General features: G+C 44.8%; 19 protein-coding genes. 3 read left to right on the top strand and 16 right to left on the bottom strand.

Annotated elements, in window-relative coordinates; genetic code table 11:
- The first annotated feature begins 6 nt into the window (after positions 1-6).
- Positions 7-1,233 carry an ABC transporter permease gene (locus OE749_RS04325; protein ID WP_263711127.1) on the top strand — a complete coding sequence of 409 codons (1,227 nt, stop codon included), beginning with the start codon at positions 7-9 and terminating at the stop codon, positions 1,231-1,233.
- Between the two features lie 650 nt (positions 1,234-1,883).
- Here OE749_RS04325 and modC read toward each other — a convergent pair.
- The 9 genes from modC to OE749_RS04280 all read right to left on the bottom strand — a co-directional run bounded on the left by modC (position 1,884) and on the right by OE749_RS04280 (position 11,232).
- Complete coding sequence (gene modC, locus OE749_RS04320) at positions 1,884-2,942, bottom strand: molybdenum ABC transporter ATP-binding protein (RefSeq protein ID WP_263711126.1); 1,059 nt, start codon at positions 2,940-2,942, stop codon at positions 1,884-1,886.
- Positions 2,939-3,649 carry a molybdate ABC transporter permease subunit gene (gene modB, locus OE749_RS04315; protein WP_263711125.1) on the bottom strand — a complete coding sequence of 237 codons (711 nt, stop codon included), beginning with the start codon at positions 3,647-3,649 and terminating at the stop codon, positions 2,939-2,941. Before modB ends, modC begins: the two co-directional genes overlap by 4 nt.
- Complete coding sequence (gene modA, locus OE749_RS04310) at positions 3,646-4,398, bottom strand: molybdate ABC transporter substrate-binding protein (RefSeq protein WP_263711124.1); 753 nt, start codon at positions 4,396-4,398, stop codon at positions 3,646-3,648. The genes modB and modA overlap by 4 nt, the downstream gene beginning before the upstream one ends.
- A 9-nt stretch (positions 4,399-4,407) precedes the next feature.
- The gene (locus tag OE749_RS04305) at positions 4,408-5,070 is read right to left on the bottom strand and encodes an SDR family oxidoreductase (protein ID WP_263711123.1); all 663 of its coding nucleotides are present in this window, start codon (positions 5,068-5,070) and stop codon (positions 4,408-4,410) included.
- Positions 5,071-5,097: 27 nt separating this feature from the next.
- Complete coding sequence (gene kdsB / locus OE749_RS04300) at positions 5,098-5,859, bottom strand: 3-deoxy-manno-octulosonate cytidylyltransferase (RefSeq protein WP_263711122.1); 762 nt, start codon at positions 5,857-5,859, stop codon at positions 5,098-5,100.
- Position 5,860: 1 nt separating this feature from the next.
- Entirely contained in the window at positions 5,861-6,061 is a 201-nt protein-coding gene (locus OE749_RS04295) for a Trm112 family protein (protein ID WP_263711121.1), read from the bottom strand.
- A gap of 8 nt (positions 6,062-6,069) precedes the next feature.
- Complete coding sequence (lpxK, locus tag OE749_RS04290) at positions 6,070-7,080, bottom strand: tetraacyldisaccharide 4'-kinase (RefSeq protein ID WP_263711120.1); 1,011 nt, start codon at positions 7,078-7,080, stop codon at positions 6,070-6,072.
- Positions 7,080-8,834 carry a lipid A export permease/ATP-binding protein MsbA gene (gene msbA, locus OE749_RS04285; RefSeq protein WP_263711119.1) on the bottom strand — a complete coding sequence of 585 codons (1,755 nt, stop codon included), beginning with the start codon at positions 8,832-8,834 and terminating at the stop codon, positions 7,080-7,082. Before msbA ends, lpxK begins: the two co-directional genes overlap by 1 nt.
- A 112-nt stretch (positions 8,835-8,946) precedes the next feature.
- On the bottom strand, positions 8,947-11,232 hold the full coding sequence (locus tag OE749_RS04280) for a DNA internalization-related competence protein ComEC/Rec2 (RefSeq protein WP_263711118.1): 2,286 nt from the start codon (positions 11,230-11,232) through the stop codon (positions 8,947-8,949).
- Between the two features lie 50 nt (positions 11,233-11,282).
- On the opposite strand from OE749_RS04280, the gene OE749_RS04275 reads away from it, so the two are divergent.
- Positions 11,283-11,813: a DUF2062 domain-containing protein gene (locus OE749_RS04275; protein WP_263711499.1), complete on the top strand. Its 531-nt coding sequence runs from the start codon at positions 11,283-11,285 to the stop codon at positions 11,811-11,813.
- Between the two features lie 185 nt (positions 11,814-11,998).
- Here OE749_RS04275 and OE749_RS04270 read toward each other — a convergent pair whose 3' ends face one another.
- The 4 genes from OE749_RS04270 to smc all read right to left on the bottom strand — a co-directional run bounded on the left by OE749_RS04270 (position 11,999) and on the right by smc (position 19,380).
- Complete coding sequence (locus tag OE749_RS04270; protein WP_263711117.1) at positions 11,999-12,322, bottom strand: DUF3392 domain-containing protein; 324 nt, start codon at positions 12,320-12,322, stop codon at positions 11,999-12,001.
- A 26-nt stretch (positions 12,323-12,348) separates the two neighbouring features.
- Complete coding sequence (ligA, locus tag OE749_RS04265) at positions 12,349-14,373, bottom strand: NAD-dependent DNA ligase LigA (RefSeq protein WP_263711116.1); 2,025 nt, start codon at positions 14,371-14,373, stop codon at positions 12,349-12,351.
- A 138-nt stretch (positions 14,374-14,511) separates the two neighbouring features.
- Positions 14,512-15,855 carry a cell division protein ZipA gene (gene zipA / locus OE749_RS04260; protein ID WP_263711115.1) on the bottom strand — a complete coding sequence of 448 codons (1,344 nt, stop codon included), beginning with the start codon at positions 15,853-15,855 and terminating at the stop codon, positions 14,512-14,514.
- A 21-nt stretch (positions 15,856-15,876) separates the two neighbouring features.
- Positions 15,877-19,380: a chromosome segregation protein SMC gene (gene smc / locus OE749_RS04255; RefSeq protein ID WP_263711114.1), complete on the bottom strand. Its 3,504-nt coding sequence runs from the start codon at positions 19,378-19,380 to the stop codon at positions 15,877-15,879.
- A gap of 247 nt (positions 19,381-19,627) precedes the next feature.
- Between smc and cysZ the strand changes: the two genes are divergently transcribed.
- Positions 19,628-20,377 (top strand): sulfate transporter CysZ, encoded by a 750-nt coding sequence (gene cysZ, locus OE749_RS04250; protein WP_263711112.1) that lies wholly within the window; start codon positions 19,628-19,630, stop codon positions 20,375-20,377.
- Here cysZ and OE749_RS04245 read toward each other — a convergent pair.
- From OE749_RS04245 to nlpI, 3 genes are all read right to left on the bottom strand, one after another.
- Complete coding sequence (locus OE749_RS04245) at positions 20,345-22,039, bottom strand: EAL domain-containing protein (RefSeq protein ID WP_263711111.1); 1,695 nt, start codon at positions 22,037-22,039, stop codon at positions 20,345-20,347. The genes cysZ and OE749_RS04245 overlap by 33 nt on opposite strands.
- Before the next feature lie 169 nt (positions 22,040-22,208).
- Positions 22,209-23,702 (bottom strand): tetratricopeptide repeat protein, encoded by a 1,494-nt coding sequence (locus tag OE749_RS04240; protein WP_263711110.1) that lies wholly within the window; start codon positions 23,700-23,702, stop codon positions 22,209-22,211.
- Complete coding sequence (gene nlpI / locus OE749_RS04235; RefSeq protein WP_263711109.1) at positions 23,699-24,601, bottom strand: lipoprotein NlpI; 903 nt, start codon at positions 24,599-24,601, stop codon at positions 23,699-23,701. Before nlpI ends, OE749_RS04240 begins: the two co-directional genes overlap by 4 nt.
- Between the last annotated feature and the right edge of the window lie 187 nt (positions 24,602-24,788).

Raw genomic sequence — 24,788 nt, 5'->3', positions numbered from 1 at the left:
GAGACCATGATGAACCCTTTTAAAGACGCGGGCCCGATTTTACGGGCGCTATCTAGAAATAAAATTGGTGCAGTGCTAATTGCATTACAAATTGCCATGACCATGACCATCATCGTCAATTCTGTTTACATCATTAATGAACGATACGCTAAGATGCACCGTGACAGCGGCATTGACGAAGCCAACAGCTTTTATCTCAGAAGTGTTGGTTTTGGAGAAAACTTTAACAACCAAAGCACCATAGAAGAAGATATTCGTAACATCTTGGCAGTACCTGGCGTGAGAGCAGCCATGCAGATAAACGCCATTCCGCTCAGTGGAAGCGGCTGGTCAATGTCTCTTCAACGTGAGCCTGGCGCAGACGCTGAAGACTTCGGAACTGCGGTTTATTTTGTAGATGAAACTGCCTTAGAGGTATTTGATCTCGAGCTTGTCGCTGGCGAATTCTTCAGTATGACAGACATCAATTGGCGACAAGCTGGGCAATCTAACTGGTCAGATAAAGTCGTAATCTCTCAAGCACTCGCCGAGCGGCTATTCGGGGATGAAGACTGGCCTCAGGGTGTTGGAAAAACGGTCTACATTGAAGACAAAGAGCCGATGGTCGTTGTGGGGATAGTTGATAAAATTCAAGCACCATGGTCTGGCTGGGACGATCTGGATCAGGTCATGCTGTCTCCTGAACAACTGGATTATAAATCGGTACGCTACTTCATCCGTGCGGAAGAAGGAAGGCGTGACGAAGTGATGCAAAAAGTAGAATCGATGCTTGCTGAAAATACGCAGCGGGTCATTCGTCAAGTCCGCACCATGGAGGAGACACGCGAGCGGAGTTATCGCTCAGACAGTGCCATGATTAAAATCCTTACTACGGTGATGATAACCCTTACCATTGTCACGGCTTTAGGTATAGTGGGATTGGCAAGTTTTAGCGTTAACCGCCGTAAAAAACAGATTGGTACACGCCGGGCCTTGGGTGCGACGAAATCAGATATCTTGAGATATTTCATGCTGGAAAACTTTTTGATCAGTACCATCGGCGTTGTGATTGGGGCTGGGTTAACCATGGGTTTAAACATAGTATTAGTGAATACCTTTGGTATGGATCCAATGCAATGGTATTACATCCCAATTGGCATGGTCGTACTATGGTGTGTGGGTCAACTGGCCGTGTTTGGCCCTGCTCAGCGTGCAGCAGGCACACCACCCGCTATTGCCACTCGAACGGTATAAAACAGCGGCAGGGCTAATCGGCATAGCATCAGGCCAGCAGTATCACGCTCACCTGGTGCTATCTCTATGAGCTCGACGTTCTTTTGAAGCAGCACCAAAGGTCCTTTTCATCAGAAGAAAAAACCTGATTAGCCATCATGGAGTTATAACCGGGAAGCTTGCGACTGAACCAACGATTTAATCGACGCCGGTTCAGCCAATCAGCTGGAATTTCAACAGTTTTGTCTTGTTTTAGCCGGACAATCCACACAGTTTCAACATATTGTCCTAGGTCATCGAAGAGTGCTTCGCGCCTTTCCAACGAAACCTCCTGAATATGGGACGCCCTGATAATGATAGAACGAAACCGCGATATAAAGTTAAGGTACGAGTCGCCTAGAAATAAATCAATATAGTCATGTGGGCGCGTTCTAATATAATAGATTATACTCAATAGAGCCCATACGGTTATGAGCATAAGCATATTATTCACGCTATCAAAACCCACGCGAAACCAACCCGTAGTCATCACAAAAAGCATCAATACAGTTGCTTGCGTCAACCAAAATCGGTAATTCATTTGTGAAATACGAAGAAAACGTAGCATGTGTTAAACCTTACTCGTATTGATGGCATAGCAGCAAATATGTATTAAAGAGAACGTTTATTGTTTAATTAAACACATGAACAGCTATGCCCTTTATTTGTGCATAGACACAATCGTTGGAACACAAATTCAAGCGCTTAACCGAACGCTTTGTAATATTTGCTAGCAATTCGGTTCCACCAACCCTCAAAACAACTAGGGTATCACTATTCTGCGGCGTAAGTTTCACTACCTGTGCGGATAAGATATTCAAAATGCTAGAATGCGCAGGAAGCATTTTAACCAAACTGACATCGTCGGCCCTGATATACAGGCGTATTGCGCTACCGATGGTCGCGTTAACCTGCTTAACCCAAATATCCCCGATATCAGCGCGCACAAGTGACAATCTATCTTCTTCGTCATGTTGAACAACAAGGCCTTCGCATACTGAAAATGGGGAAGCGAATGTTGCTTGAGTGAAATTATTATGATGAACAATGTGTGCAACCGGGCCATGTTCTATAACTCGTCCCTCATCAATGAGTAGAACGTTGTCAGCCAACTGTGCAACCTCATGAGGGTCATGACTTACATACAATACTGGGATCGCAATCTCTGAACACAGGCGCTGAAGAAAAGGAATAATGTGTTTTTTCGCATGTCCGTCTAAAGATGCCAAGGGTTCGTCCATCAGCAACACACGAGGTTTTGAAGCCAGCGCTCTGGCTATGGCTACACGCTGCTTTTCACCACCTGATAGATGCGTTGTACGCCGATTTAGCAAAGGCGACAACGCCAAAATATCAATCAACGCATCCACATTGGCGCACTGGCGCTTGCCGTGTGTGTGAGAAAACATGATATTTTCTAAAACGGTTAAATGGGGAAATAAAGTAGGCTGTTGAAATACATAGCCCAATGCGCGTTGGTGCGTGGGCACAGTTAGACTGCCATCAAGCCAGCAATCTTCGTCTACGTAAATACTGCCATTTTCAGGCTGTTCTAAGCCAGCAAGAATGCGTAGCAGCGTGGTTTTTCCACTGCCAGAGCGACCGTAGAGTGCTGTTATCCCTTTATCAAACTCCGCATTTACAGACAGCGAAAAATGAGCAAGACGTTTGTCTACATTAATTCGAATCATACCGCGCTGTCTCTATCAGCAGAAGATGACAACGAACTAAGCCCTATTTTGTTTCTGTTCAATAGAAACAACGCCGAAAGCATCGCGAGTGCAATGATAATTAGGATACCCGATAAATAGTGTGCGCTAGCATAATTTAATGACTCAACATGTTCGTACACGGCAATCGACGCAACGCGGGTTTCGCCCGGAATATTGCCACCAATCATAAGTACCACACCAAACTCACCCAGCGTGTGGGCAAAACCCAAAATAGCCGCAGCAATTACGCTGTCTTTCACCATTGGTAATTGAACAGTAAAAAAGACACGTAGCGGTTTTGCCCCAAGTGTTGCAGCCACCTCTTTGATCGGTTGTGGAATTCTGCGAAAAGCCGTCACCATCGGTTGTACAACGAAAGGAAGTGAGTAAATACATGAACCAATAACCAGCCCATGAAAACTAAACGCTAATGCACCAAGCCCCGTAACATGATAAAACCAAGCTAATGGTCCAGTTGACGATAATAGCATGAGCAAATAAAAACCAAGCACTGTGGGAGGTAACACCAATGGCATCGCAACGAATAGATGCACCATCGTTTTCAGACGAGAATGCGTATTGGCTAACCAGTACGCCAACGCTCCACCCAACACCAACAGCACCGATGTTGACACCAAGGCTAACTTAAGCGTAACCCAAAGCGCATCAAAATCTTCTGGCGTCACGGTAAATTGTATCCCGCTTGCTTGATGATATTTTGCCCCTCAGGAGAGCGTAAATAGGCAACAAATTCTCGGGTCACTTTTCTTTGGTTAAGCGCTACGCCAGCTTGCTTTATTGGCCTATGAAAATCGTTATTAATAGGGAAAACATACAGTTGATGTGATCTCTCATACATTTTAGCTAGAGACAGAGAAACGATGCTAACAGATGCGCCACCAGCGTCGGTAAACAACAACGCCTGCTGAACGTTTTCAGCAACTAGCAACTGATTTAGCGTGACATTGGGTTCAACCACCTGCTCTAAGTATTCAATTGCTGCTTCACCATAAGGAGCAATACGGGGATTCGCAATGGCGATGGAATGTTTAGAAGACTGACACTCCTGACGCAGATACGTTGACACGTCAGTTGCAATAGGCGAGCGAGAAATCAGCGCTAGCATCCCTATCGCGTATACGAAAGGCGGAGTTGCTTGCGCATTCGAAAAACGCTGATATAACGTGCTCGCCCTTTTCTCGTCAGCCAGTAGCACGACATCATAAGGTGCACCGTGTATAGCCTTGGCCACCAGTTTGCCACTGGCTCCGTAACTTATGCTGACATGCGCTGGATGATTCGATTCAAAAGACGTTTTAAGCAACGCCATCGCCGGACGGAAGTTGCTGGCCACAGCGACACGTAGTGTGTCTGCATGCAAACTCACACTCATCAAGCATAACCAAACACCCACTAGCGCCGTTACTGCTCTCATGAAATCAAGCTACCAAGGAAGTGCGTCACCATTGGCGTGCAAGAATTGCCCAGAGTTATGCAAGTCTAACTCGTCAATACGCTGAGCTAACCCGCTTGCAGAGGCTTCTGGCGAAACATCACCGCCAAAATTAACCATTTCAGTTTGTACAAATCCAGGATGCAATATACCGACCGCAATACCGCGCTCTTTCAAGTCTTTCGCCATCGACACACCGGCAGCATTAAGGGCTGCTTTTGACATCCTATATCCGTAATACCCCCCTGAGCCATTATCTTCCATCGATCCCATACGACTGGTGATCAAGATAATTTTGCCTGGTGAATTCATATTATCAAGTAAGCATTGGGTCACCAGTAGCGGACCTAATGCGTTAACATGAAATTGATGTTGAATGGTAACCGGATCCCACTTATCTAATGTCTCGTTAGCAAAAACACCAGCATTGTTAATGAGTATGTCAATCGGAATATCTTTGAGTTTAGCAAGCGCATCTGGCAAGGTTTCAGGATTGCCCACATCTACTTTATCAATTACTTTGGCACCGGAGCTGTTCAACTCATCAGAGCTATTCCGGCATAGCCCATACACTGTGTCTCCGTTAGCGAGATAATGTTTCGCCAATGCCAGTCCTATCCCTCTGTTTGCACCTGTAATAACGACCGTTGCCATAAATACTCCTAGTTGGTGTAATGTGTGTTACTTTGACGTCAATGTACTTAGCAGCTTTTCTAAATCCTCAGGCGTATCTATGCCTGTAGGCGGTGTAACACGCGCTTTCTCTACATGAATTTTTTCACCATGCCAAAGCACCCGAAGCTGTTCAAGTGACTCAATTTGCTCAATACCTGATGGCGCCATATTTACGTACTGGTTAATAAAACCAGCACGATAGGCATAAATGCCAATATGTCGAGAGTAGTAGTCTCCCACTTCATCTATCGTGTCGGCATCAAGAAAGCGAGCACGATCATAGGGCACCGTAGCACGGCTAAAATACAAGGCAAACCCTAATTTGTCAGTGACAACTTTAACCACGTTAGGGTTAAACACTTCTTCCACCTCAGTTATGGGTACCGCAAGTGTAGCCATTTCAGCTTCTTGATGAGCGTGCAGATTTTCTGCTACCTGAAGAATATTTTCAGGCGGAATAAAGGGTTCATCACCTTGTACATTTACAATCAGCTCATGGGAAAGAATTCCCTCGACATCAATCACTTCTGCTAAACGTTCAGTCCCAGATTCATGGTAAGAGGCTGTCATACAGTACTGACCGCCGAAGTCAGACACCGTTTTAGCAATGCGTGCATCATCGGTGGCCACAATGACCTTAGACGCACCGGCCTCTTTCGCTCTTTCATACACATGTTGAACCATGGGTTTGCCAGAAATATCAACCAACGGCTTGCCAGGAAAGCGTGTAGACGCGTAGCGTGCAGGAATGATGACGGTAAAGTTCATATTATTTGTCGCTCAGTGAGTCCAGTTCTTCAGATGTGATTTCCGTTGCTTCATTTTCAAGCATCACGGGAATATCATCTTTAATGGCGTAAACAAGTCTGTCGAAGCGACATACCAACACTTGCTTGGCTTTGACATAATGCAATTTGCCTTTACACGCTGGGCACGCAATGATGTCTAATAATTTTGTATCAAATGCCATAGAGTTTGTTAATCCGATTTAGTGTGTTTGTTGCGATGTACACTCGCTTTTATGCGGGCGATTATCGTCTCTTCAAATTGACTGGAAAGTTTCGCATTTACAGGTAAGTACCACCAATCCTGTTCAGCAAACGTTCTGCACTTCACCGCATCTTTTTCGGTCATCAAAACCGTTCCTGAAGGAATATCTTCTTTCGAAAACGGGTGATGATCACCAAAACTGACACAGTTTTTCAATCTTATCTGTTTACTTTTTAACAAGTCAAAAAATCGTGAGGGATTGCCAATCCCAGCAATAGCCGTTGCAGGACGATTCAGCTCGCTCATCGCCAATGTCTTATTGGCGTATTTTACATTCACAAGCTTACCTGGCTCTAACGTCATAAGGTTTTCGCCACCTTGTGGTGAGCCGCCGTTAACCACGACAAAGTCGACATGTTTGAGCCTAGTAGTCGGTTCTCTTAGTGGTCCCATAGGCAATAAACAGGCGTTGCCATGACGACGTTGACCATCTACAACGGCAATTTCGATATCCCGCCCTAGCGCGTAGTGTTGGAGGCCATCATCGCAAATAATGACATCGCATTTGAATTGTTCAATCAGGTGCTGAGCTCCACGGGCGCGAACCGGATCCACCACTAGCGGGCACGCCAGGTGCTGCCGCATGAGTACAGGTTCATCACCGACCATGGCGGGATCACTGTCTTTTTTTACTACCAGCGGATATGCAGCGTGCTTGCCACCATACCCTCGGCTCACAATACCTGGGTGGTATCCGTGCTGGCGAAGCAGGCTGGCTAATCGAATAACCAATGGGGTCTTGCCGTTTCCGCCTACCGAAATGTTGCCGACAACAACGACCGGCACAGCTACTTTGTTACGCTTAAAAATGCCCTTCTGATAAGCCCAAAAACGTGTTCGACTGATAGCCCAGAAAATCACTGTGAGTGGTAACAGCAACCAGCACAGAGGTTGAGTTAACCACGGCGGACGAAACCAGACCTTCTCAATATACCGCATTAAGACGAAACCTTTGTTTCGCCAAACTGCATTTTATGAAGTTGAGCATACATGCCATTTTCTGTTAAAAGTGATGCGTGATTGCCTCGCTCCATTATCTCTCCTTGCTCTACTACAAGAATTTGATCCGCCTTTTCAATCGTAGACAGTCGATGCGCCACAACAATACTGGTTCGATTCTGCTGCAATTGCTCCAACGCATCCTGAATGAGTTTTTCCGATTCGGTATCCAGCGCTGATGTCGCTTCATCAAGAATCAAAATGGGTGCATCTAACAAAATGGCTCGGGCAATCGCAATTCGCTGACGCTGACCACCAGATAACGTGAAGCCATTCTCACCAACCATCGTGTCGTAGCCTTCTGGTAAAAGCGCAACAAACTCTTCCACATGTGCAATCCTTGCGGCATTGATCACCTCTTCTCGAGACACGCTGCCCGCTACACCATATGCAATGTTGTTGGCTATCGTATCGTTGAATAAGGTAACCTGCTGCGATACAAGGGCAAACTGCTTACGTAATTCAGTTAATGGCATATCCTGAATAGGAACGCCGTCAATAAGGATGTCGCCAGACTGATGGTTGTAAAAGCGCGTAAGCAAGCTTGAGATAGTAGACTTGCCACTTCCTGAACGCCCCACTAACGCACATGATTGCCCCGATTTTACATGGAAGCTAACATCATTTAAGGCTTTTTGTTCTTTGTTGGGATAACTAAATGATACGCCTTTAAACTGAATTTCACCTTTCACTTTCTTTACTTCGCGCTCACCACAATCCTCTTCATTTTGTTCATCCAGCACTTCAAAAATACTTGCACAGGCAGCCATCCCTCGCTGAAATTCACTGTTGATTGTCGTCAACTGTTTAAGTGGCTTTAATAACATCGTCATGCACACCACCACGTTTGTAAAAACCCCTGGTGTTAATTGATCGACCCAATTCGGCATGCTGGAAATAAACAAGACCACCGCCAAAGCCACCGACGCAATAACCTGAATAGTTGATACACTCAGTATGCGCGCCACGACTAACTTCATATTTTGTTGGCGGTTATCATTATTTTTGTGTGCAAAACGTTCTTGTTCACGGTCTTGTCCGCCAAACATTAAAACGACTTTGTGCCCTTTAATCACCTGCTCTACAGAGGAAGTTAGATTTCCCATCGCTTGCTGAATGTTTTTACTGACCTGACGAAAGCGTTTGCTTACGACAGAAACAATCACAGCAACGACCGGACCAATAAACAAAAACACTAACGACAATTGCCATGAATAATAAAACATGACAATCAACAACCCGATAACCAAAGCGCCTTCACGCACAAGGGTGAGCAATGCTTTTCCCGCTGCATTACTGACTTGCTCAGTATCGTAGAGTACCTTAGAAATTAATGCACCAGATGCATGGTTGTCATGAAAAGCCACAGGCAAGTGAATATACTTTTTAAATAATTCTTGCCGCATTTTCATCACCACCATATTGCCAATCCATGACAAGGTGTACGTTCCCATGAAATTAAATAGCCCTCTTACGATAAAGATAGGCACAACCAAATACGCTGCCATGCGTAAATATTCGAAATTCCCTTTTCCCAGACTCTCGTCAATAGCGGGTTGCAACTGCGCAATCACGAATGCATCTATAGCCGAATAGCCAATCATGCCAAGGATCGCCACAACGAATGCCAGTTTGAATTCTTTCAAATAAACACTGAACCGACGAAAGATAGAGGAAGTAGAATCGTTCTGCATTGAATAAATTTAGCTATGTATTTTTTGTGAATCGGCCGCCATTGTACCTTTATAGGAGAAAATCCCCAACAATCAACGCGCTAATAAGATAAAAAACAACCAATTAGGTGAATTATTGTCTATACCAAAGAGGGTTGATGTCTTTTCTATACCCTTTTACCATCAATGAATCTGGATACTGCGGATGAAATTCAATCGAAATCTGCCCCTCTTCAGAGGTAGAAAGTAGTTTTGCTTCTGGTGCACCCCTGACATATCGCTCTATTACAGACTGTCTCGGAAAATCCCAACGATTCCAAAATCCCTGACTGAAAACAACAATATCAGGTTTAACTGCCGAGATAAATCGACTGCTTGAGGAGGTATTACTGCCATGATGGGGCGCGATAAGCACGTCACTGCGTAAGTCATCGAGATACTCGTTTACCAGTAGATATTCAGCAAGTAAGTCAATGTCTCCGGTAAGCAATACCTGATTATGACCATCAGAAATACGCAACACGCACGATGTGTGATTATTAATGACCACTACGGGATTGAGTGGCCATAACGCTTCAATTTGCAACCCCTGCCACTGCCAAACCTGACCCGCTACACAGTGATCTGCACTAACTATTATTGTTTGTTCACTATGCTTCCACTGAATATAAGGCAAGCTTCCAGCATGATCGTTATCTAGGTGACTCAGAAAAATCCTATCTGGCGGTAACAAACGATGAAACGCATAGAAAGGATGAATAACGGCATCCGCCATGTTAAATCCTGTGTCAAAAGCCGCTCCTACATCATAGAGAATTGAACGATTATTTTTGCGGATTACTACACTCAGCCCCTGCCCCACATCTAATACATCTATCTGCCATGTATCTTGCTTCTTAGGTTCATAGGCGTGTGTCACTATCGGTAGGAGTAAAATACTCGCCACGCCGACACTCAGGATTGAGCGAAGTATGACGATACCGAGTATTGCTACTGCAAACATTACCCACACATACCAAGGCATAGCCTCAACAGGTGAAGCAGCAAACGGTTGTACGGATATCCAATTTATCACTATCAAGGCATATGCAAATATGTCATTTGCTAGTGTGAGTACGGTGTCGCCTAATGAAAAATAAAACATCATTAGCAACACACCTATCAAGCAAAGTGGAAGCAAGATAAACGTAAATACCGGAACCGCAACAATATTGACTAGCGGTGCGATTAGAGAGATATGTTGAAAAAGCACGGCAACAATTGGCAACATCATAAGGTTCAACATAAACTGACCTCCGACGGCATGCACGACTCGTTTACCTATCCTGGCATCAGCTTGGCCTGCTTGAGTAAACACCACCTGATAGACCATCAACACAGAGCATAACGCGATCACGCTTAACCAAAAACTACCGCTTAACATGCCAAGCGGTTCAACTAAAATCATCGCGAGTAATGACAACGATATTATCTGCGATATCCCCACTGTCCAACGAAAGAGGAAAAACAAGCTTACAATACTCATCATAAAACAAGCACGCAAAACTGGCAGCGCAAACCCTGACAACCACGCATAAGCAATACATCCCAACAACACGAGAATGGTCACGCCAACTTTATAGTTTATTGTTTGAGTTAACGGGCTAAAATAGGATATAGAAATTAAGCTCAATCTTGCTAATAACCACATGCCTGAGGCGACCATCGCCAAATGTAATCCAGAAATTGCCACCAGATGAGAAAGCCCTGTGCGCTGAAGCATGTGCCAGTCATCATCTGAAAAATGCGACCGGTCACCCAGCGCCAGTGCGGCAATCCACTTATGTTGACTCAGTTTCAGTGTCTGAAGTTGGTTAAGAATTTTTTCTCGTTTTCCCACAATTGCCTCAACAACATTGCCTGACGCTTTGGATTGAACATATCCCGTCGCCACCCCCCCCTGAGATCGCAGCCATGTATCAAACGCGAACCCTCCTTCATTAGCCAGACCATGAGTAGGTTTTAGTTTCACAGCAACATGAATGTGATCGTGACGAGATAAATCAGTAGGAGGATGCTTCCACACTAGCCGTATTTTAGGCTTGGGTAACCAAAAAGGCGGTGTGTTCGCTAAATCGCTGCTGTGCATAGATATAATGAAAACCGCACGTTCAGGGTGGTGAGAGATATCAACAATTTGCCCTTGAACACGTTGAATAGACGCAATTTGCATGAAAGAAAGTTGCCAAGAGGCCTGTGTATGGCCTACACTCGCCATCCAGAATATACCGCAAAGCAGTCCTGAGAAACCTTTCAGGTGTAATTTGTATGCAATGAGAATTGCCAAAAACAAACAAGGAAGCGTCCACGTTGGGGGGAGCGCAGGCCATAGTAGTGAACTTACTGCGCCTGTAATGAAACTGAAAACCCACCTGTTCATAGTAGTTAGCAATCCTTGCTGTGATTAAAAAGTTAGTAGTTGATGCACGTATGCCGAAAAAGATAATTCAACGATTTTTGCCTGATCACCAAACCATTAAGCAACAAAAATTTTTGTCGCTGTTTGGCTCTGTGTTGCATGATCCTAATCTATGGCATTTAAACCGACGCTCAGCATCTGGCGCGTTTGGTATCGGTTTGTTTTTTGCTTTTTGGCCCGTACCCTTTCAAATGTGGTTGTCTGCGGCTTCTGCGATTCCACTTCGCGTCAACTTACCTTTGTCAGTTGCCACAGTATGGCTAACCAATCCATTCACTATGCCCCCTATGTTTTACGGCGCATACCTGGTAGGTACAGCTATCTTAGGAGCGCCCGCTACTGAGTTTCAGTTTGAACTCAGCTGGCAATGGGTTGTGATGAGTATGGAAACCATCGGCCCTGCGTTCTTGCTCGGCTGCGCGGTCTGCTCAGTATTTTTCGGTTTAGTCGGCTATTTTGGCCTAAATTACCTTTGGCGTTATTCGGTCAAAAAAGCTTGGAAGCTGAGACAACAAAAGCGTCGAGAAAGCGCAATTAACTGAAAGTGCTTCATCCTAAACGTATTCAACGTTAACACCGAATATTAAAAGTCAACGCACTTGGACCTGTTTAGAATCAGCATAACGGGATTTACTCGTGTTAGACAGTCCAGTTTTATTGGCCAATGTGGAAAGAATGTGAGTACCACAAAGCGGTTACCTGTGGTACTAAATCAAAGGAATGAGAATCAAATATAACGACGATTTTCAGCCAAGTAACCCAGTATAAGAAACACTCCCACAATACTCAGGCCTCGGTACATTGAGGGGATCATCGCGATACCTTGCTGAGTAAACGGCGTGACAAATAATATAAATGCACCGTAACCAAATGCACAAATAAGCACAAAGGCCAGCGTGCGTATAACAAAATGATAAGGGGCTAATGCCCGTTTAATGTGCTTGTTAATCACATCTCCGTAAATAACTAGCAAGGTCGCGACTATGGTCATCGCCACTTCCGTCACATAGGGCTTGAAAAGATCCGTTAGCCCCAACAACAATGACTGCATATAATCCCCCTCTTGTTTAAGCAAAATTAGTCGTTAAAAAGTGCAAGCATCTCTTCTTCGGTCATGACACTCACGCCAAGTTCTTGCGCCTTAGTCAATTTAGAGCCCGCTTTTTCACCTGCAACTAAGTAATCTGTTTTTGCTGATACACTGCCAGACACTTTTGCGCCTAAACTTTGCAACTTTGCCTTTGCCTCGCTTCGCCCCATTTGGGATAGCGTACCGGTTAAAACGAAGGTTTTGCCTTCTAGTATCAAGTTTGCTTCATCAGGCTTTTCCACCGCTTTCCATTTCACACCAGCCTGTAACAGCTCGTCTATCACCTTAAGGTTGTGAGGCTCGCGGAAGAAGTGATAAATGTGCTCAGCCACCACGACACCCACATCATCAACTTTTTGTAACCCTTCAATTGACGCTGTTTTTATGTCGTCTAACGTCGCAAAGTGCATGGCAAGGTTATTGGCGGTGGCTTCACCTACTTCGCGAATGCCTAAGGCATATAAAAACCGCGGTAAGGTGGTCTCTCGAGCAGTGTGTAAGGCGTGAATCAAGTTTGCTGCTGATTTGTCTCCCATACGTTCCATACTAGAAATTTGCGCTAGCTCTAATGAGAAAAAGTCCGCTGGCGTTTTGACCAAGTCAGCATCGACCATTTGCTCAATCAGTTTGTCACCCAAACCGTCAATATCCAATGCTTTACGCGACGCAAAATGCTTCATTGCCTCTTTCCGCTGCGCTGGACAAAACAGCCCTCCTGTACATCTTGCTACCGCTTCACTTTCAAGTTTCTCTACCGCAGAATCACACACTGGGCACGTATTAGGGAATGTAATGTCTCGGGCGTTGTCTGGTCGATACTGCACAACAGCTGACACAACTTGAGGAATGACATCACCAGCGCGTCTGATAATAACTTTGTCATTCACTTTAACGCCAAGGCGCTGAATTTCATCTTGATTGTGCAAGGTTGCGTTAGATACGGTTACACCACCAACAAATACAGGCTCAAGTCGGGCAACTGGCGTTATTGCCCCTGTCCGTCCAACTTGAAATTCCACATCTAACAAGGTGGTCATCTCTTCTTGAGCAGGAAACTTCTGCGCAATGGCCCACCTTGGCGCACGGGCCACAAAGCCCAATTCTTGTTGCAGTGCGATATCATCCACTTTAAACACTACACCATCAATTTCGTAGGGTAGGCTATCTCGTTTTTCAGCAATATTTACGTAATATTGAAGACATTCACTGCCGCCTTGGGCGGTAGCGATTTCTTTACAGATAGGTAAGCCCCAGTCAGCCAACTTTTGTAAACGGCCAAAATGACTATCAGGCAGCCAGGTCTTAGCATCGTCAATAAGGCCTACCGAGTAAGCATAAAACGACAACGGGCGTTTGGCTGTAATGCGTGAGTCCAACTGGCGTAAGCTACCAGCCGCAGCATTACGAGGATTCGCAAACTGCTTTTGACCTGCGGCGGCTTGTGCTCTGTTCAGTGCCTCAAAGCCAGCTTTTGGCATAAATACTTCGCCGCGTACTTCTATGCGCGAAGGAATGTGCTCGCCTCGTAATGAGAGCGGCACATTGGCAATGGTTTTCACATTTGCCGTGATATTCTCGCCTACTCTGCCGTCGCCACGGGTAGCTGCACGTACTAATTTTCCTTGCTCATACATCAGGCTAACTGCTAGGCCATCTAACTTAGGTTCACCACAAAATGTTAGTGCAATCGGTCGCTTGAGACGGTCCTTAATACGCTTTTCAAAGGCTAGCAAATCTTCTTCGTTAAACGCATTGTCGAGCGATAACATTGGTACTTCATGTTCTACTTGCGTAAAGGCGGCTAACGGCTCACCTCCCACCTTCTGAGAGGGCGAGTCTGCACGCTTTAGTGAAGGGTGGGCATTCTCTAGCGCTATAAGCTCCTGCATAAGTCTATCGTAGGTGGCATCTGGAATACTGGGGGCATCCAACACGTAATATTGATAATTATGCTCATTAATTTCATCAATGAGCTGCGACATACGCACTTCGATTTGCTGTGAATCAGACATGCATTTCACCCTGGAACAAAAAATCTGAGTGGATTCACTCAGTAAAACTTAAACTGAATACGAAAAAAGAGACTGCCGGCCTGTACGCCGGCAGCTAGCCATACACTTTTATCACAAAAGCAACGGCGTGACGCGGCACTACCTGGCGATCATACGTTGACGCTCGAATTCTCTGATTTTTTCAACGTATTGTTGCAAGCCCTGTTTGGTTAGTACGCTTCTTCGACCATCGAGAACCTGCGCGGAGAATTCATCCGCAAGCTTTCTTGCTGCATTATGCATCATATTGAACACCTGATGCGGATCACCTTCTATAGGTAGTATCATAAATAATGATACGCCTTGTGTGGTAAAGTTTTCTAAGTTATCTATGTCAAACACACCCGGTTTAAACATATTCGCTAAACTGAAAAGAACGGGACCTTTACCGTTGCTATTCACGTGACGATGAAAGATATCTTGGTCGCCAAATTTAAAACCAAGCGTCAACAACATAGGCAATAATGCCGCCCCTTGTATGGGGTTGTCTTCAGCCGCTTTTACATTCAATACAAGTACTTCTTGTGGCACATCAGTCTCTGCCTCAGAAGGCGCTCGCTTGGGTTTATCTGGTCCACGGTCTTCAGTACGTAGAGTGTCGTCTCCCGAGCCTGCACGCATTTTCTGCTCCGCCTCATCAAAATCGATCGAGATTTGATCTTCTCTAACACTGGGTTCACGTCGCTTGCGATTCTGGGTTTCAGCTTTTTTACGTTTCACCAAATTTTTGGCTTGCTCAGTAAAAGAATGGCGCTCGCTCACCGCATCAACAACATCGGCGTGAGCCTCCAGCTCTTCATCTGGAACGGAGAATGTATCAATTCTAAAGTCGGGCTCAATACGGGTATTGTCTTCAGCACTATTTTGTTTAAGCAACGAAATAGGAGGTTCCGGCAAGTCGGGGGCCTGAGAAAGATTGTCGGTCTTACCGTGCTTTGGCGTCATAAAATCTGGTTTAGGCTGTGTTACCACTGAGGCATACATCTTCGGTGCACCCGTTGGCTCAGCGTCAATTTCTTGAGAAGGTTGATGCTCACAGGCTTCCAAAACCGTAGATTCATCGGCTGCGGATAAAGTGTCGCGAGTATCCGTGAGCGGCTCCTTCGCCTTGTTGATATCGGGATCCAAAACGTCATCTCGTTGAGATCGACTCACTACCCTAACTTCACCAATGCCCAGTTCATCAAATTCCTGTGCAGCTGTATGCTGACGCGAGTCACTGAGATCACTGGTCTGTTCTGAAGAGACATCAATAACCTCATCTTCGATGTGTGGTTCGTAACTTTTGGTGAATATTGGTGCGTCATCCTGCTCTAAACGAGCACTACGTGAGCCCGTTTCGTCTTTTGAAGCGTTTTTACGAATGCTCCACCAACCATGAATCAGAATCGCTGCAATTGCAATTCCACCTAAAACCAAAAATGACAGACGTAATTCTTCCATCTAACTACCAATTACCCGTTGTTATGCCTGTGCAAAAGAGACAGCCTCATCAACATCGACAGCAACCATGCGCGAAACGCCTGGTTCCGCCATTGTCACGCCAGTTAAATGCGTGGCCATTTCCATTGCGATTTTGTTATGGGTGATATAAATAAATTGTACACTTTTAGACATTTCAGACACTAACGTACAAAATCGTCCCACGTTCGCATCATCTAAAGGTGCATCGACTTCATCCAGTAAACAAAACGGTGCCGGATTTAATCTAAATATAGCGAAAACCAATGATAAAGCGGTTAGCGCTTTTTCTCCACCCGAAAGAAGATGAATTGTACTGTTTTTCTTGCCAGGTGGTCGTGCCATAATCGAAACGCCGGTTTCCAGCAAGTCATCATCCGTCAAATCAAGGTATGCAGAGCCACCTCCGAATACTTTCGGAAAAAGCATCTTCAAATCTTCATTAACCCTTTCAAAGGTTTCTTTAAATCGTGTGCGAGTTTCTTTATCTATTTTACGGATGGCGTGTTCTAGTGTATCCAATGCAGACGTTAGGTCGTTGTTTTGTTCATCTAAGTGACGTTTACGTTGCGACTGAACGTCATATTCCTCTACCGCAGCTAGATTCACCGCGCCTAATCGAGTAATGCTGCTTGTCGTGCGCTCAAGGTTTTGTTGCCATACTTGTTCGTCAGCATCATCCGGTAGAGTATCTAACACCGATTTTAGTGTAATATTCATGTCAGCAAGCTGCTCTATCACCGCATTGGCACGCACACTGTAGCCTTCACTTTCCAGTTTTTTCGTTTCAAGGGCCTGACGTTTTACCTGAATTTTGTCTTCTATACCTGCACGGTCTTTTTCCGCATCTGATAACCATGCTTCTACCTCGCTTAGCGCATTTGCGAGCTGCATTTTCTTTTCTTCTAAAGCCACGCGTTCCAGCAGCAATGTTTCCAGTTGTTCAGCTTGTTCCTCTAAGGGTAAACACAACTGAGCTTGTTCTTCTTTTAATCCATTTACACGTTCACGCATTTGTATAAGCTGACGCTGCAAACGAAGATGCCCATCACGAAGACTGGTATATTGGCTACGGGAGGTTTCTAATGTTAGTTTTGCGGTGTGCAGAGACTGAGTTAACCCTTCGACTTGTACTCGGAGTTGCCGAACGAGATCCTGCGCAACTGTTTTTTCATCTTCGAAGGTGAGTTGTTGCTCTTCCAACGCTGCAAGCGCCATTTCTTGCTCTTCAACTTGAGATGACAACAATTCAGCTTCGCACTGTTCGTTGTCGAGCAGCGCTTGCTGCTCACGCAGAGCCTGTTCAAGTTTGTTCTTACGCTGATTGACTTGCTCGTGTTCTTGAATAAGCGCCTGAAGTCTATTTTTAGCCTGTAGCCAGTCAATTTGTGCTTGAGATTCTGCCTCCCGCTTGGCATGTTCCTCTTCACTAGCCTGCTTAAGTGCCTGCTCTGCTGCGGCAAGCTCTGACTTTACTTGCTGCTCTTTTCTTTCAGCGTCATGACTCGCAATTTCTAGTGCCTCAAGTTGACGCCGATACGTCAGTACACCATTTTCTTCGTCACCTAAAAAGCGAATCCAATCTTTACCCAGAACCACACGATGGTTAACCACAATGCTTTCATGGGGTGCTAGTGTGGCGAGCAGGGTTTTCGCTTGCGTCATCGTGTCGACGAGCAATATGGAATTTAGCCACTCAGGCACAGTAATATTGTCTACTTTCTCAGCCAAGCTTCCGCTTCGCTTATCTTTTGTCCAATATTGCGACAAAAATACAGCGCCGCCAGACATATCCGAAGGAATTTGCTCTAAACACTGCATATTTAACGCATCACTAACCCAACTGTCTCGCCAGAACCGGCAGAGTTGCTCAACCGTATTCTCCCACTCGGGATGAACATTCAATGTCATTAATAGCGAGGTGAAATTCTCTAACGGTAAACTCGATGCAGTAGTGTAATGTTGTAATTTTTCAATAAAATCAGATGATTGGGTCTGGGAGGCCAGAACGTTTTTCAAACCCTCTATTTTGGCCTGAAGAGATTGGCGCTCACCAGATAAAGTAAAAGCGTGTTTCTGTTTTTCTGACTGCGCTATCTTCGCCCTGTCAAACGCCGCTCTCGCGCCTTGGTAATGCTCCGTACATTGGTGAAAATAGGCTTTTAACTCCGCAAGTTTCTCCTCGGCCTGTGCAATCTGTTGGTGTTTTTCGATGTCTGAGCATTGCGCAAGATCCGCTGCTATTTCATTTACCCGCTGCTGTGTTCGCAACTGCAAATCCATGTTCATTTGAATATTGCTATGAAGCGATTGCACTTTATGCTTGGCAGTTTGTAAGGCGCTGTCATATTCTCGCTGCTTACGTTCTATTTGTTGAACAGCGTGCTCTGCCTCAGCCAAGCGGGCCTGCCCATCTTCGAGCATACCTTGTTTAATCTCGATTTCGGGTTCAATTGCCGCAATTTGTTCAGCCAGTACCTCGCGCTTTTCATGGTCGTCGGCTTCATGCAGCTCTTGTTCTTCGATCGAATGTTGCAGACTGCGTATATCCTGATCTATTTGCTGCTGACGTTGCTTAGCATGAATTTGATTTTGCTCTAGGCGAGTAATGTCCGTTCCAACTTTAAAGAATGCTTGTTGGGCATTATCCAATGCTTGCTTAAGGTCTTGCTGCTTTTCTTTACGCTCAATGATTCCCCGTTCATCCCCCCGCTGCTGTGCAACGAATGCTTCAATATCAGCTTCTTGCTTAACAATATCTTGTTGTAACTCAGACAAATGGTGGTTGTGTTTAAGCCAGCGAATAGCTGCCAATTGAGATTTCAATTCTCGCTCGCTGGCTTTCAGTGTTTTATATCGTTTTGCCGCCGACGCTTGACGGTGCAGCTTTTCGAGCTGTTGCCCGAGTTCTGCTCTGACATCATCTAATCGTTCTAGATTTTCACGGGTGTGACGAATACGATTTTCAGTTTCTCGACGACGTTCTTTATACTTTGAGATGCCCGCGGCTTCTTCAATGAATACCCGCAACTCTTGAGGTTTAGACTCTATCAGACGCGATATCATACCCTGTTCAATAATGGCGTAGCTTCGCGGCCCAAGTCCCGTCCCTAAAAATAAATCAGTGACATCCCGACGGCGACATTTCGTATTGTTTAGAAAATACGTAGATTGTCCGTCTCGAGTAACAAGACGCTTTACTGATAACTCGTTGTAGTTTGCGTATTCACCTTGAATTCGTCCTGAACTGTTGTCAAACACTAACTCAACGCTACACTGGGACACAGGCTTACGGGCAGAAGAGCCATTGAAAATGACGTCGGTCATTGCATCACCGCGTAAATTCTTAGCCGAACTTTCCCCTAACACCCAGCGCACTGCATCAATTACGTTTGATTTTCCACATCCGTTCGGACCGACAATGGCCGTCATATCGTCAGGAAACGGAATGCTAGTTGGATCGACAAACGATTTAAATCCTGCCAGCTTGATTCGTTTTAAGCGCATAGTTAACGATTAGGTATTCCGGTTGTTTTAAGCTGGCCTCACCATATTATGGTGTTTCAGCCTTATTTTATTGTTATTTCGGGTGACATCTACGTCTGGCATCAGATTTAAACAATTGTAGGATAACTACAACTATCATTCAGCACTCGAATGTATCAGAAGTCACTAAGTGTAACAATTCAGGTTTTACGTTCAAATACTGCAACTTTATAATAGGTATACATTTTTATTAGGAATAATATGTTTTATGTTATCAGGTAATGGCGTCGATTATTTTTTTCGTGGTTTCTCGCTTATTCGAACCAAAGGATTGAAACGCTTTGTTTTCATCCCACTAGCTGTGAATTTAATTTTGTTTGCTACCGCGTTTTATTTCCTGTTCGGTGAGATTGCACTGTGGATACAGGCGCTAGTAGACTGGGTGCCCGATTGGCTCGGCGTGATAAAAACCTACTTATCTTATTTTCTATGGCCGCTCGCGATTATAACAGTGTTACTCATTTTTGCGCTGCTCTTTGGCACGCTAGCCAATTGGATTGCCGCGCCATTCAATGGGCTACTGTCGGAAAAAGTGGAGCGTCACCTTACCGGAAAGCCACTGGGAGATGACGGTGTCATTGATATAATCAAGGACATTCCTAGAACATTGGGACGAGAAGTATCCAAACTGCTTTATTACATTCCCCGCGCAATTGGTTTTTTACTCCTATTCTTCTTTCTCCCTATCATTGGGCAAGTGCTGTGGTTTTTGTTTAGTGCTTGGATGATGGCTATCCAGTACTGCGACTACCCCTTTGACAATCATAAAGTTCCATTTAAAACCATGCGTATGACACTATCTGAAGCAAAAGGGAAGTCATTTAGCTTTGGTATTGCAGTAAGCGTATTTTCGCTTATTCCTATCGTAAACTTCTTAGTCATGCCTGTGGCAATTTGTGGCGCCACTGCAATGTGGGTAGATGACTTAAAGCACCGCCTTGAGAGTGAAGGTATCTAGGTATTCAGTGAACGCATTGGCCGTTACTGCTGGGCTGTATAGGTGACCTTGCATTACGTAACACTGATTGTCTAATAAAAATGCTTGCTGACTTTGCGTTTCAACACCTTCAGCAATCGCCTCAATACCTAAGGTATGGGCAAGTTGAATGATGGCCTGCACGATCACACGGTCGTGTGGGTTGACGTCAATATTACGGACAAATGAGCGATCAATCTTCAACAAGTTAACCGAGCAATGCTGCAAGTAGCGCAGCGAAGAGTATCCTGTGCCAAAGTCATCTAGGGTGATACTAAACCCTGCTGCATCCCATTCTTTTATTTTATTAACTAGGTTGTCGCCATTGTCTTGCAATGTGCTCTCGGTTACTTCGATGCAAATTGCGTCTTTGGGTAACGCATGACGAGCAAGTAAATTGCTGAGTAAATCGAAGGTATTCGACTGATAAAATTGTTTGCTGGTCAAGTTGACTGACAACGGCACTAAGCTTTGTAAAGTTTTGTGCCATTCTCTTAAATGCCCAAATGCCGTTTCAAGTACCTGTTCCATTATATTTGACATAAGCCCGATACGTTTTGCAATCGGTAGAAACGCAACAGGTTCCAATATGCCCTTGTCAGGATGATGCCACCTTGTTAAACACTCGATGCCAACTAACGATTGGGTGCGATGGTCAAGCAAAGGCTGAAAATACGGCACGAATTGTTTTTCAGTTAACGCTTGTCGTAGCTCCATTTCCATCAATCTGGCGTTTTTGAGCTCTTTGTTCAATTCATCGGAAAAATAATAATAGTTAGCTCCACCTTGATGCTTCGCTCTGTACATCGCGACATCTGCATGATGCATAAGGCGCTGCGCATCAACGCCGTTGTCAGGAAATATACTGATCCCAACACTGCATCCAACCTGTACTGTTTGATGTCCGAGGCTCACTGGTTTTTTCACTTGGCGGATCACTTTTTCCACCACGTTTGCCATCGTATCTGAGTCTTTCACATCATGCATAATCACGACAAACTCATCGCCACCTAAGCGCGCAACAACATCGCTTTTACGCAGGGTTTTGCGCATTCTATCAGCCAAAACACACAGCAATGAGTCTCCGCCATCATGCCCTAAGCTGTCGTTCACTTCTTTAAATTTGTCTAAATCAATAAACAGCAATGCAAAACGTTTTTTATCCCTTAACGACTGACTAATTTCATGCTCAAGCAATTGGTTAAACAGCGCCCTGTTCGCCAAGCCCGTTAATTCATCACGATAAGCCATGTCATGTAACGATTCGCTGTGCGCAATGGATGGTTGCTCAATAAAGCGAATAGCAGCACCAATTAGGTGATTTTGATGGAAAATAGGATCGTAAGACAGTGTGACGATAAGAGGCAGCATAGCATCTTTAATGAACTTTGCTTGGCTACACCAATTACTCGCATGTAATAAGCTGCCCTGCGCGTTGCATACGTCTTTCTCACCTTCAAGAATATCAATTTTTACCAATTGAAAGAGCGAGATACCTGACACCGCTTGTTCAGATATACCGTAGTGATTGCAAAACGCGGGGTTTACAGCAACAACATTACGTTGATTATCAACCACTAATATCGGCTCACTCAATACCGAAAAGGCAGCTGAGTATACTGACAAATCCTTCGTCTTTTGCATAACTACTCTCAGACTTCTGTTTGTTCTTATTCTTGGAGCCTGTTATCGACAAACAAGCTGGAAAGTTGAATATGAATAAACAGGTTTCACTCACACCCAACTAGGTTGATTGATTTTTAGCCGAATACTTTATCCCATAAGTTTCGGAAAATGCAATCTCTTTATATTCTTATTGTTCTACAGGCTGACCTTGATACGCGAGGGCTCTCTCTCGCCAAAGTTGGGCTTGAGCCGCATTGCCTCGCTCAGAAAAATACTGAGAAAAATTCACAAACGCGGGGGTAAGGTTACTGCGATTCATCAATTGTTTATGCCATATTTGCAGGTAAAGGGGCGGGATCACGCCATGGTCGTGATATTCCATGAACGTCATAGACTTAACGGGCTTGTACGCTTGATATGTATGATTATTGCAGGTTCTGGCTTTAGTATATTGTTCCGGCTGCACCCCTACTGGCCAATTCAGGGGGGCCCCTTCAGGGAAGGTCTCGGGATCGATAATCTGTAAATTAGGTGCAGAGTCACGATTACAATGCATGTCTGCCATCATTGAGCTTAATGGGTATTCGTCTACAAATCCTGCAAAATGCGCCAACTCATGCACAAATACACTGTAGGTATCAGCTAGATCCAAATACATAATACCGTTGTGTACATTCGCTTTGCCATGTTCTGCAAATACCACAACGTGACTAAAGTCTCTTACATTTGATAGCGCGGCAATATCGCCGATATCACATCCAAGACGCGGTTGATTCTGCCAGTTGTCGTCACATTTGAGGGTTTTAAGCCATACTGGTGGCAATGCACACATGGGTAGCAACGAAAGTCGTTCGTCTTCGTTAAAACGCTGATAGACATTCTTAGCCTGACGAAATGATTCTAAAGAGGTTGCAACAAATTGTGTGGTTATGGCGCAGGCAGGTAAATTAGATTGCGCTGATAACGCGAGAGAGGCTTGCTCAACCAAGCGGCTGTGTCGCTCGGGCTTAGCCGGCAATATCGGCCGTTGACCTTCTTTTATCAAAGCAAGAAAAACACGTGCATCGTCGCTTCCTAGTTCTCTAGCCCGTGTAAACGCAGATGTCGCTATATGTTCGCTGCCTGCACGCCACAAAAGTCTACCATGCAGTAGTGCGCTCTCTGCATCCCTCTGAGCAGCTCTTTTCAAATATGGTTCAGCCGATTCGGTATCTTCGTGTAACAAGTACCATTGATACAACGCAATTTCGGCAGCAAGATATCCGCTATCTGCCGACTTTTGTAGCCAGTACAATCTTGATGCTCTAGTATCGACTAGCAATGCTAACTCGTATTGCGCTTCTGCGTGACCAGATTCTGCTGCGATTTTAAGGTTGTCTAGATGTAAACTGGACTCATTAAGCATGCCCAAGCGAAAATGGGCATCTACATTTCCCATTTGAGCAAGTAAAGAGAGCCAATAAATAGATGTATCATCGCGCGATACCGTTGCCAATAACTTCTCACTTGCATCGACGTTGCCTTGCTTAGCAAGCAAATAAGCATATTGCCGGTATTGCTCGATAGATTGCGCTTTTAGCGCATCAGTCAGCCGCTCTTGAATAAAGCGCTGGCAGGTGGAGCCATTCACGCCTAGTAACAATGGACTAAGCGCGATGAACAGTAATACAACTCGATTCACTGTTGTGCCTGATTTTCCTTATACACGTCTTCTCTTAGCATATTGAGCTCTAACCGTGCATATCGATGTTCAACGTATTCATACACATTCGTGCTCAGCGCCAACTTAAAATAATTCGACGCTCGACCACGATGCCCTCTGGCTGCATGATATTTACCAAGATAAAAATACGCTTCACACAGCCTATCTGTCAATTGTCTTTGATTGGTTACACCAATGGCTAAAGCACCCAATAATTCACTTTCAGAAATATCATCCAGATATAGTTCTACCAGCAATGTCGCCCAATTGCGAGGATCAAGGCGAGTACTGGCTTCACGCAGATGACGTGTTGCTTGTTCAGGGCTAAGTTCATACTCGGCAATAAAAGCCCACAAAGCGCGATAAGGATCATTTTCGTTTCGCTCTAAAAACGCACCTAAGTCTTGTACAGCAAGCTCAGGACGGCCACCGTAATAAAGCGCGATACCTCGGTTTAAAAAGGCAAACTCAAATTCTGGGTCAATTTCTAGAGAAGAATCAAATGCTTCATAAGCTTGGATAAATTCTTGCTGCTGAGTAAAGTGGATGCCGATGGAATTGTACGCTTCTGCCATATCAGGCTTAAGTTTAAGGGCTTGGTTGTAATCGTATTGTGCTAAACCCGATAACCCTACTGAGTCATATAGCATGCCGCGCTGATATAATAGCTCAGCTCGCTCCTGTGCTTGCAATGGCGCTTGAGCTAATATTTGATTGTAACGCACGATGGTCATTTGCGATCGGGCACTGGCGGGAAGGGGTTCGGCAAGCAGAAGATTTCCCATTTGTGACCGAGCTGATGATGACGGCACGCCGGCACAACCACTCAAAATTAGGGAAAATGATACTAACCATAAAATAAAAAAAGATTTTAGCATAATGAGAAAACCGGGATACGTTACTACCGACGTATTCGCGACAAAAGCTCTATTTCCAGTTGTTAGATATATTATAGCGCCCAAGGGTGGCGCATTTGAAAATAAAAGTAAAGACGCGAAAGACAGACATGAGGAATTCGTCGTTGAAATTAAATTGACTACTTGGTCAAAAAAAACTTGTCAAACC

Origin of the sequence: Fluctibacter corallii (assembly GCF_025751585.1) — a bacterium.
GTDB lineage: Bacteria > Pseudomonadota > Gammaproteobacteria > Enterobacterales > Alteromonadaceae > Fluctibacter_A > Fluctibacter_A corallii.
This window is presented reverse-complemented; position numbering and strand designations above follow the sequence as displayed.

Excerpts from the sequence above, each read along its gene's own strand:
- msbA (WP_263711119.1), bottom strand. The coding sequence starts at position 8,834 with ATGCAGAACGATTCTACTTCCTCTATCTTTCGTCGGTTCAGTGTTTAT.
- kdsB (WP_263711122.1), bottom strand. The coding sequence starts at position 5,859 with ATGAACTTTACCGTCATCATTCCTGCACGCTACGCGTCTACACGCTTT.
- smc (WP_263711114.1), bottom strand. The coding sequence starts at position 19,380 with ATGCGCTTAAAACGAATCAAGCTGGCAGGATTTAAATCGTTTGTCGAT.
- zipA (WP_263711115.1), bottom strand. The coding sequence starts at position 15,855 with ATGGAAGAATTACGTCTGTCATTTTTGGTTTTAGGTGGAATTGCAATT.
- OE749_RS04295 (WP_263711121.1), bottom strand. The coding sequence starts at position 6,061 with ATGGCATTTGATACAAAATTATTAGACATCATTGCGTGCCCAGCGTGT.
- OE749_RS04325 (WP_263711127.1), top strand. The coding sequence starts at position 7 with ATGATGAACCCTTTTAAAGACGCGGGCCCGATTTTACGGGCGCTATCT.
- OE749_RS04245 (WP_263711111.1), bottom strand. The coding sequence starts at position 22,039 with ATGCAAAAGACGAAGGATTTGTCAGTATACTCAGCTGCCTTTTCGGTA.
- modA (WP_263711124.1), bottom strand. The coding sequence starts at position 4,398 with ATGAGAGCAGTAACGGCGCTAGTGGGTGTTTGGTTATGCTTGATGAGT.
- modC (WP_263711126.1), bottom strand. The coding sequence starts at position 2,942 with ATGATTCGAATTAATGTAGACAAACGTCTTGCTCATTTTTCGCTGTCT.
- OE749_RS04275 (WP_263711499.1), top strand. The coding sequence starts at position 11,283 with ATGCCGAAAAAGATAATTCAACGATTTTTGCCTGATCACCAAACCATT.
- lpxK (WP_263711120.1), bottom strand. The coding sequence starts at position 7,080 with ATGCGGTATATTGAGAAGGTCTGGTTTCGTCCGCCGTGGTTAACTCAA.
- OE749_RS04270 (WP_263711117.1), bottom strand. The coding sequence starts at position 12,322 with ATGCAGTCATTGTTGTTGGGGCTAACGGATCTTTTCAAGCCCTATGTG.
- nlpI (WP_263711109.1), bottom strand. The coding sequence starts at position 24,601 with ATGCTAAAATCTTTTTTTATTTTATGGTTAGTATCATTTTCCCTAATT.
- ligA (WP_263711116.1), bottom strand. The coding sequence starts at position 14,373 with ATGTCTGATTCACAGCAAATCGAAGTGCGTATGTCGCAGCTCATTGAT.
- OE749_RS04305 (WP_263711123.1), bottom strand. The coding sequence starts at position 5,070 with ATGGCAACGGTCGTTATTACAGGTGCAAACAGAGGGATAGGACTGGCA.
- cysZ (WP_263711112.1), top strand. The coding sequence starts at position 19,628 with ATGTTATCAGGTAATGGCGTCGATTATTTTTTTCGTGGTTTCTCGCTT.
- OE749_RS04280 (WP_263711118.1), bottom strand. The coding sequence starts at position 11,232 with ATGAACAGGTGGGTTTTCAGTTTCATTACAGGCGCAGTAAGTTCACTA.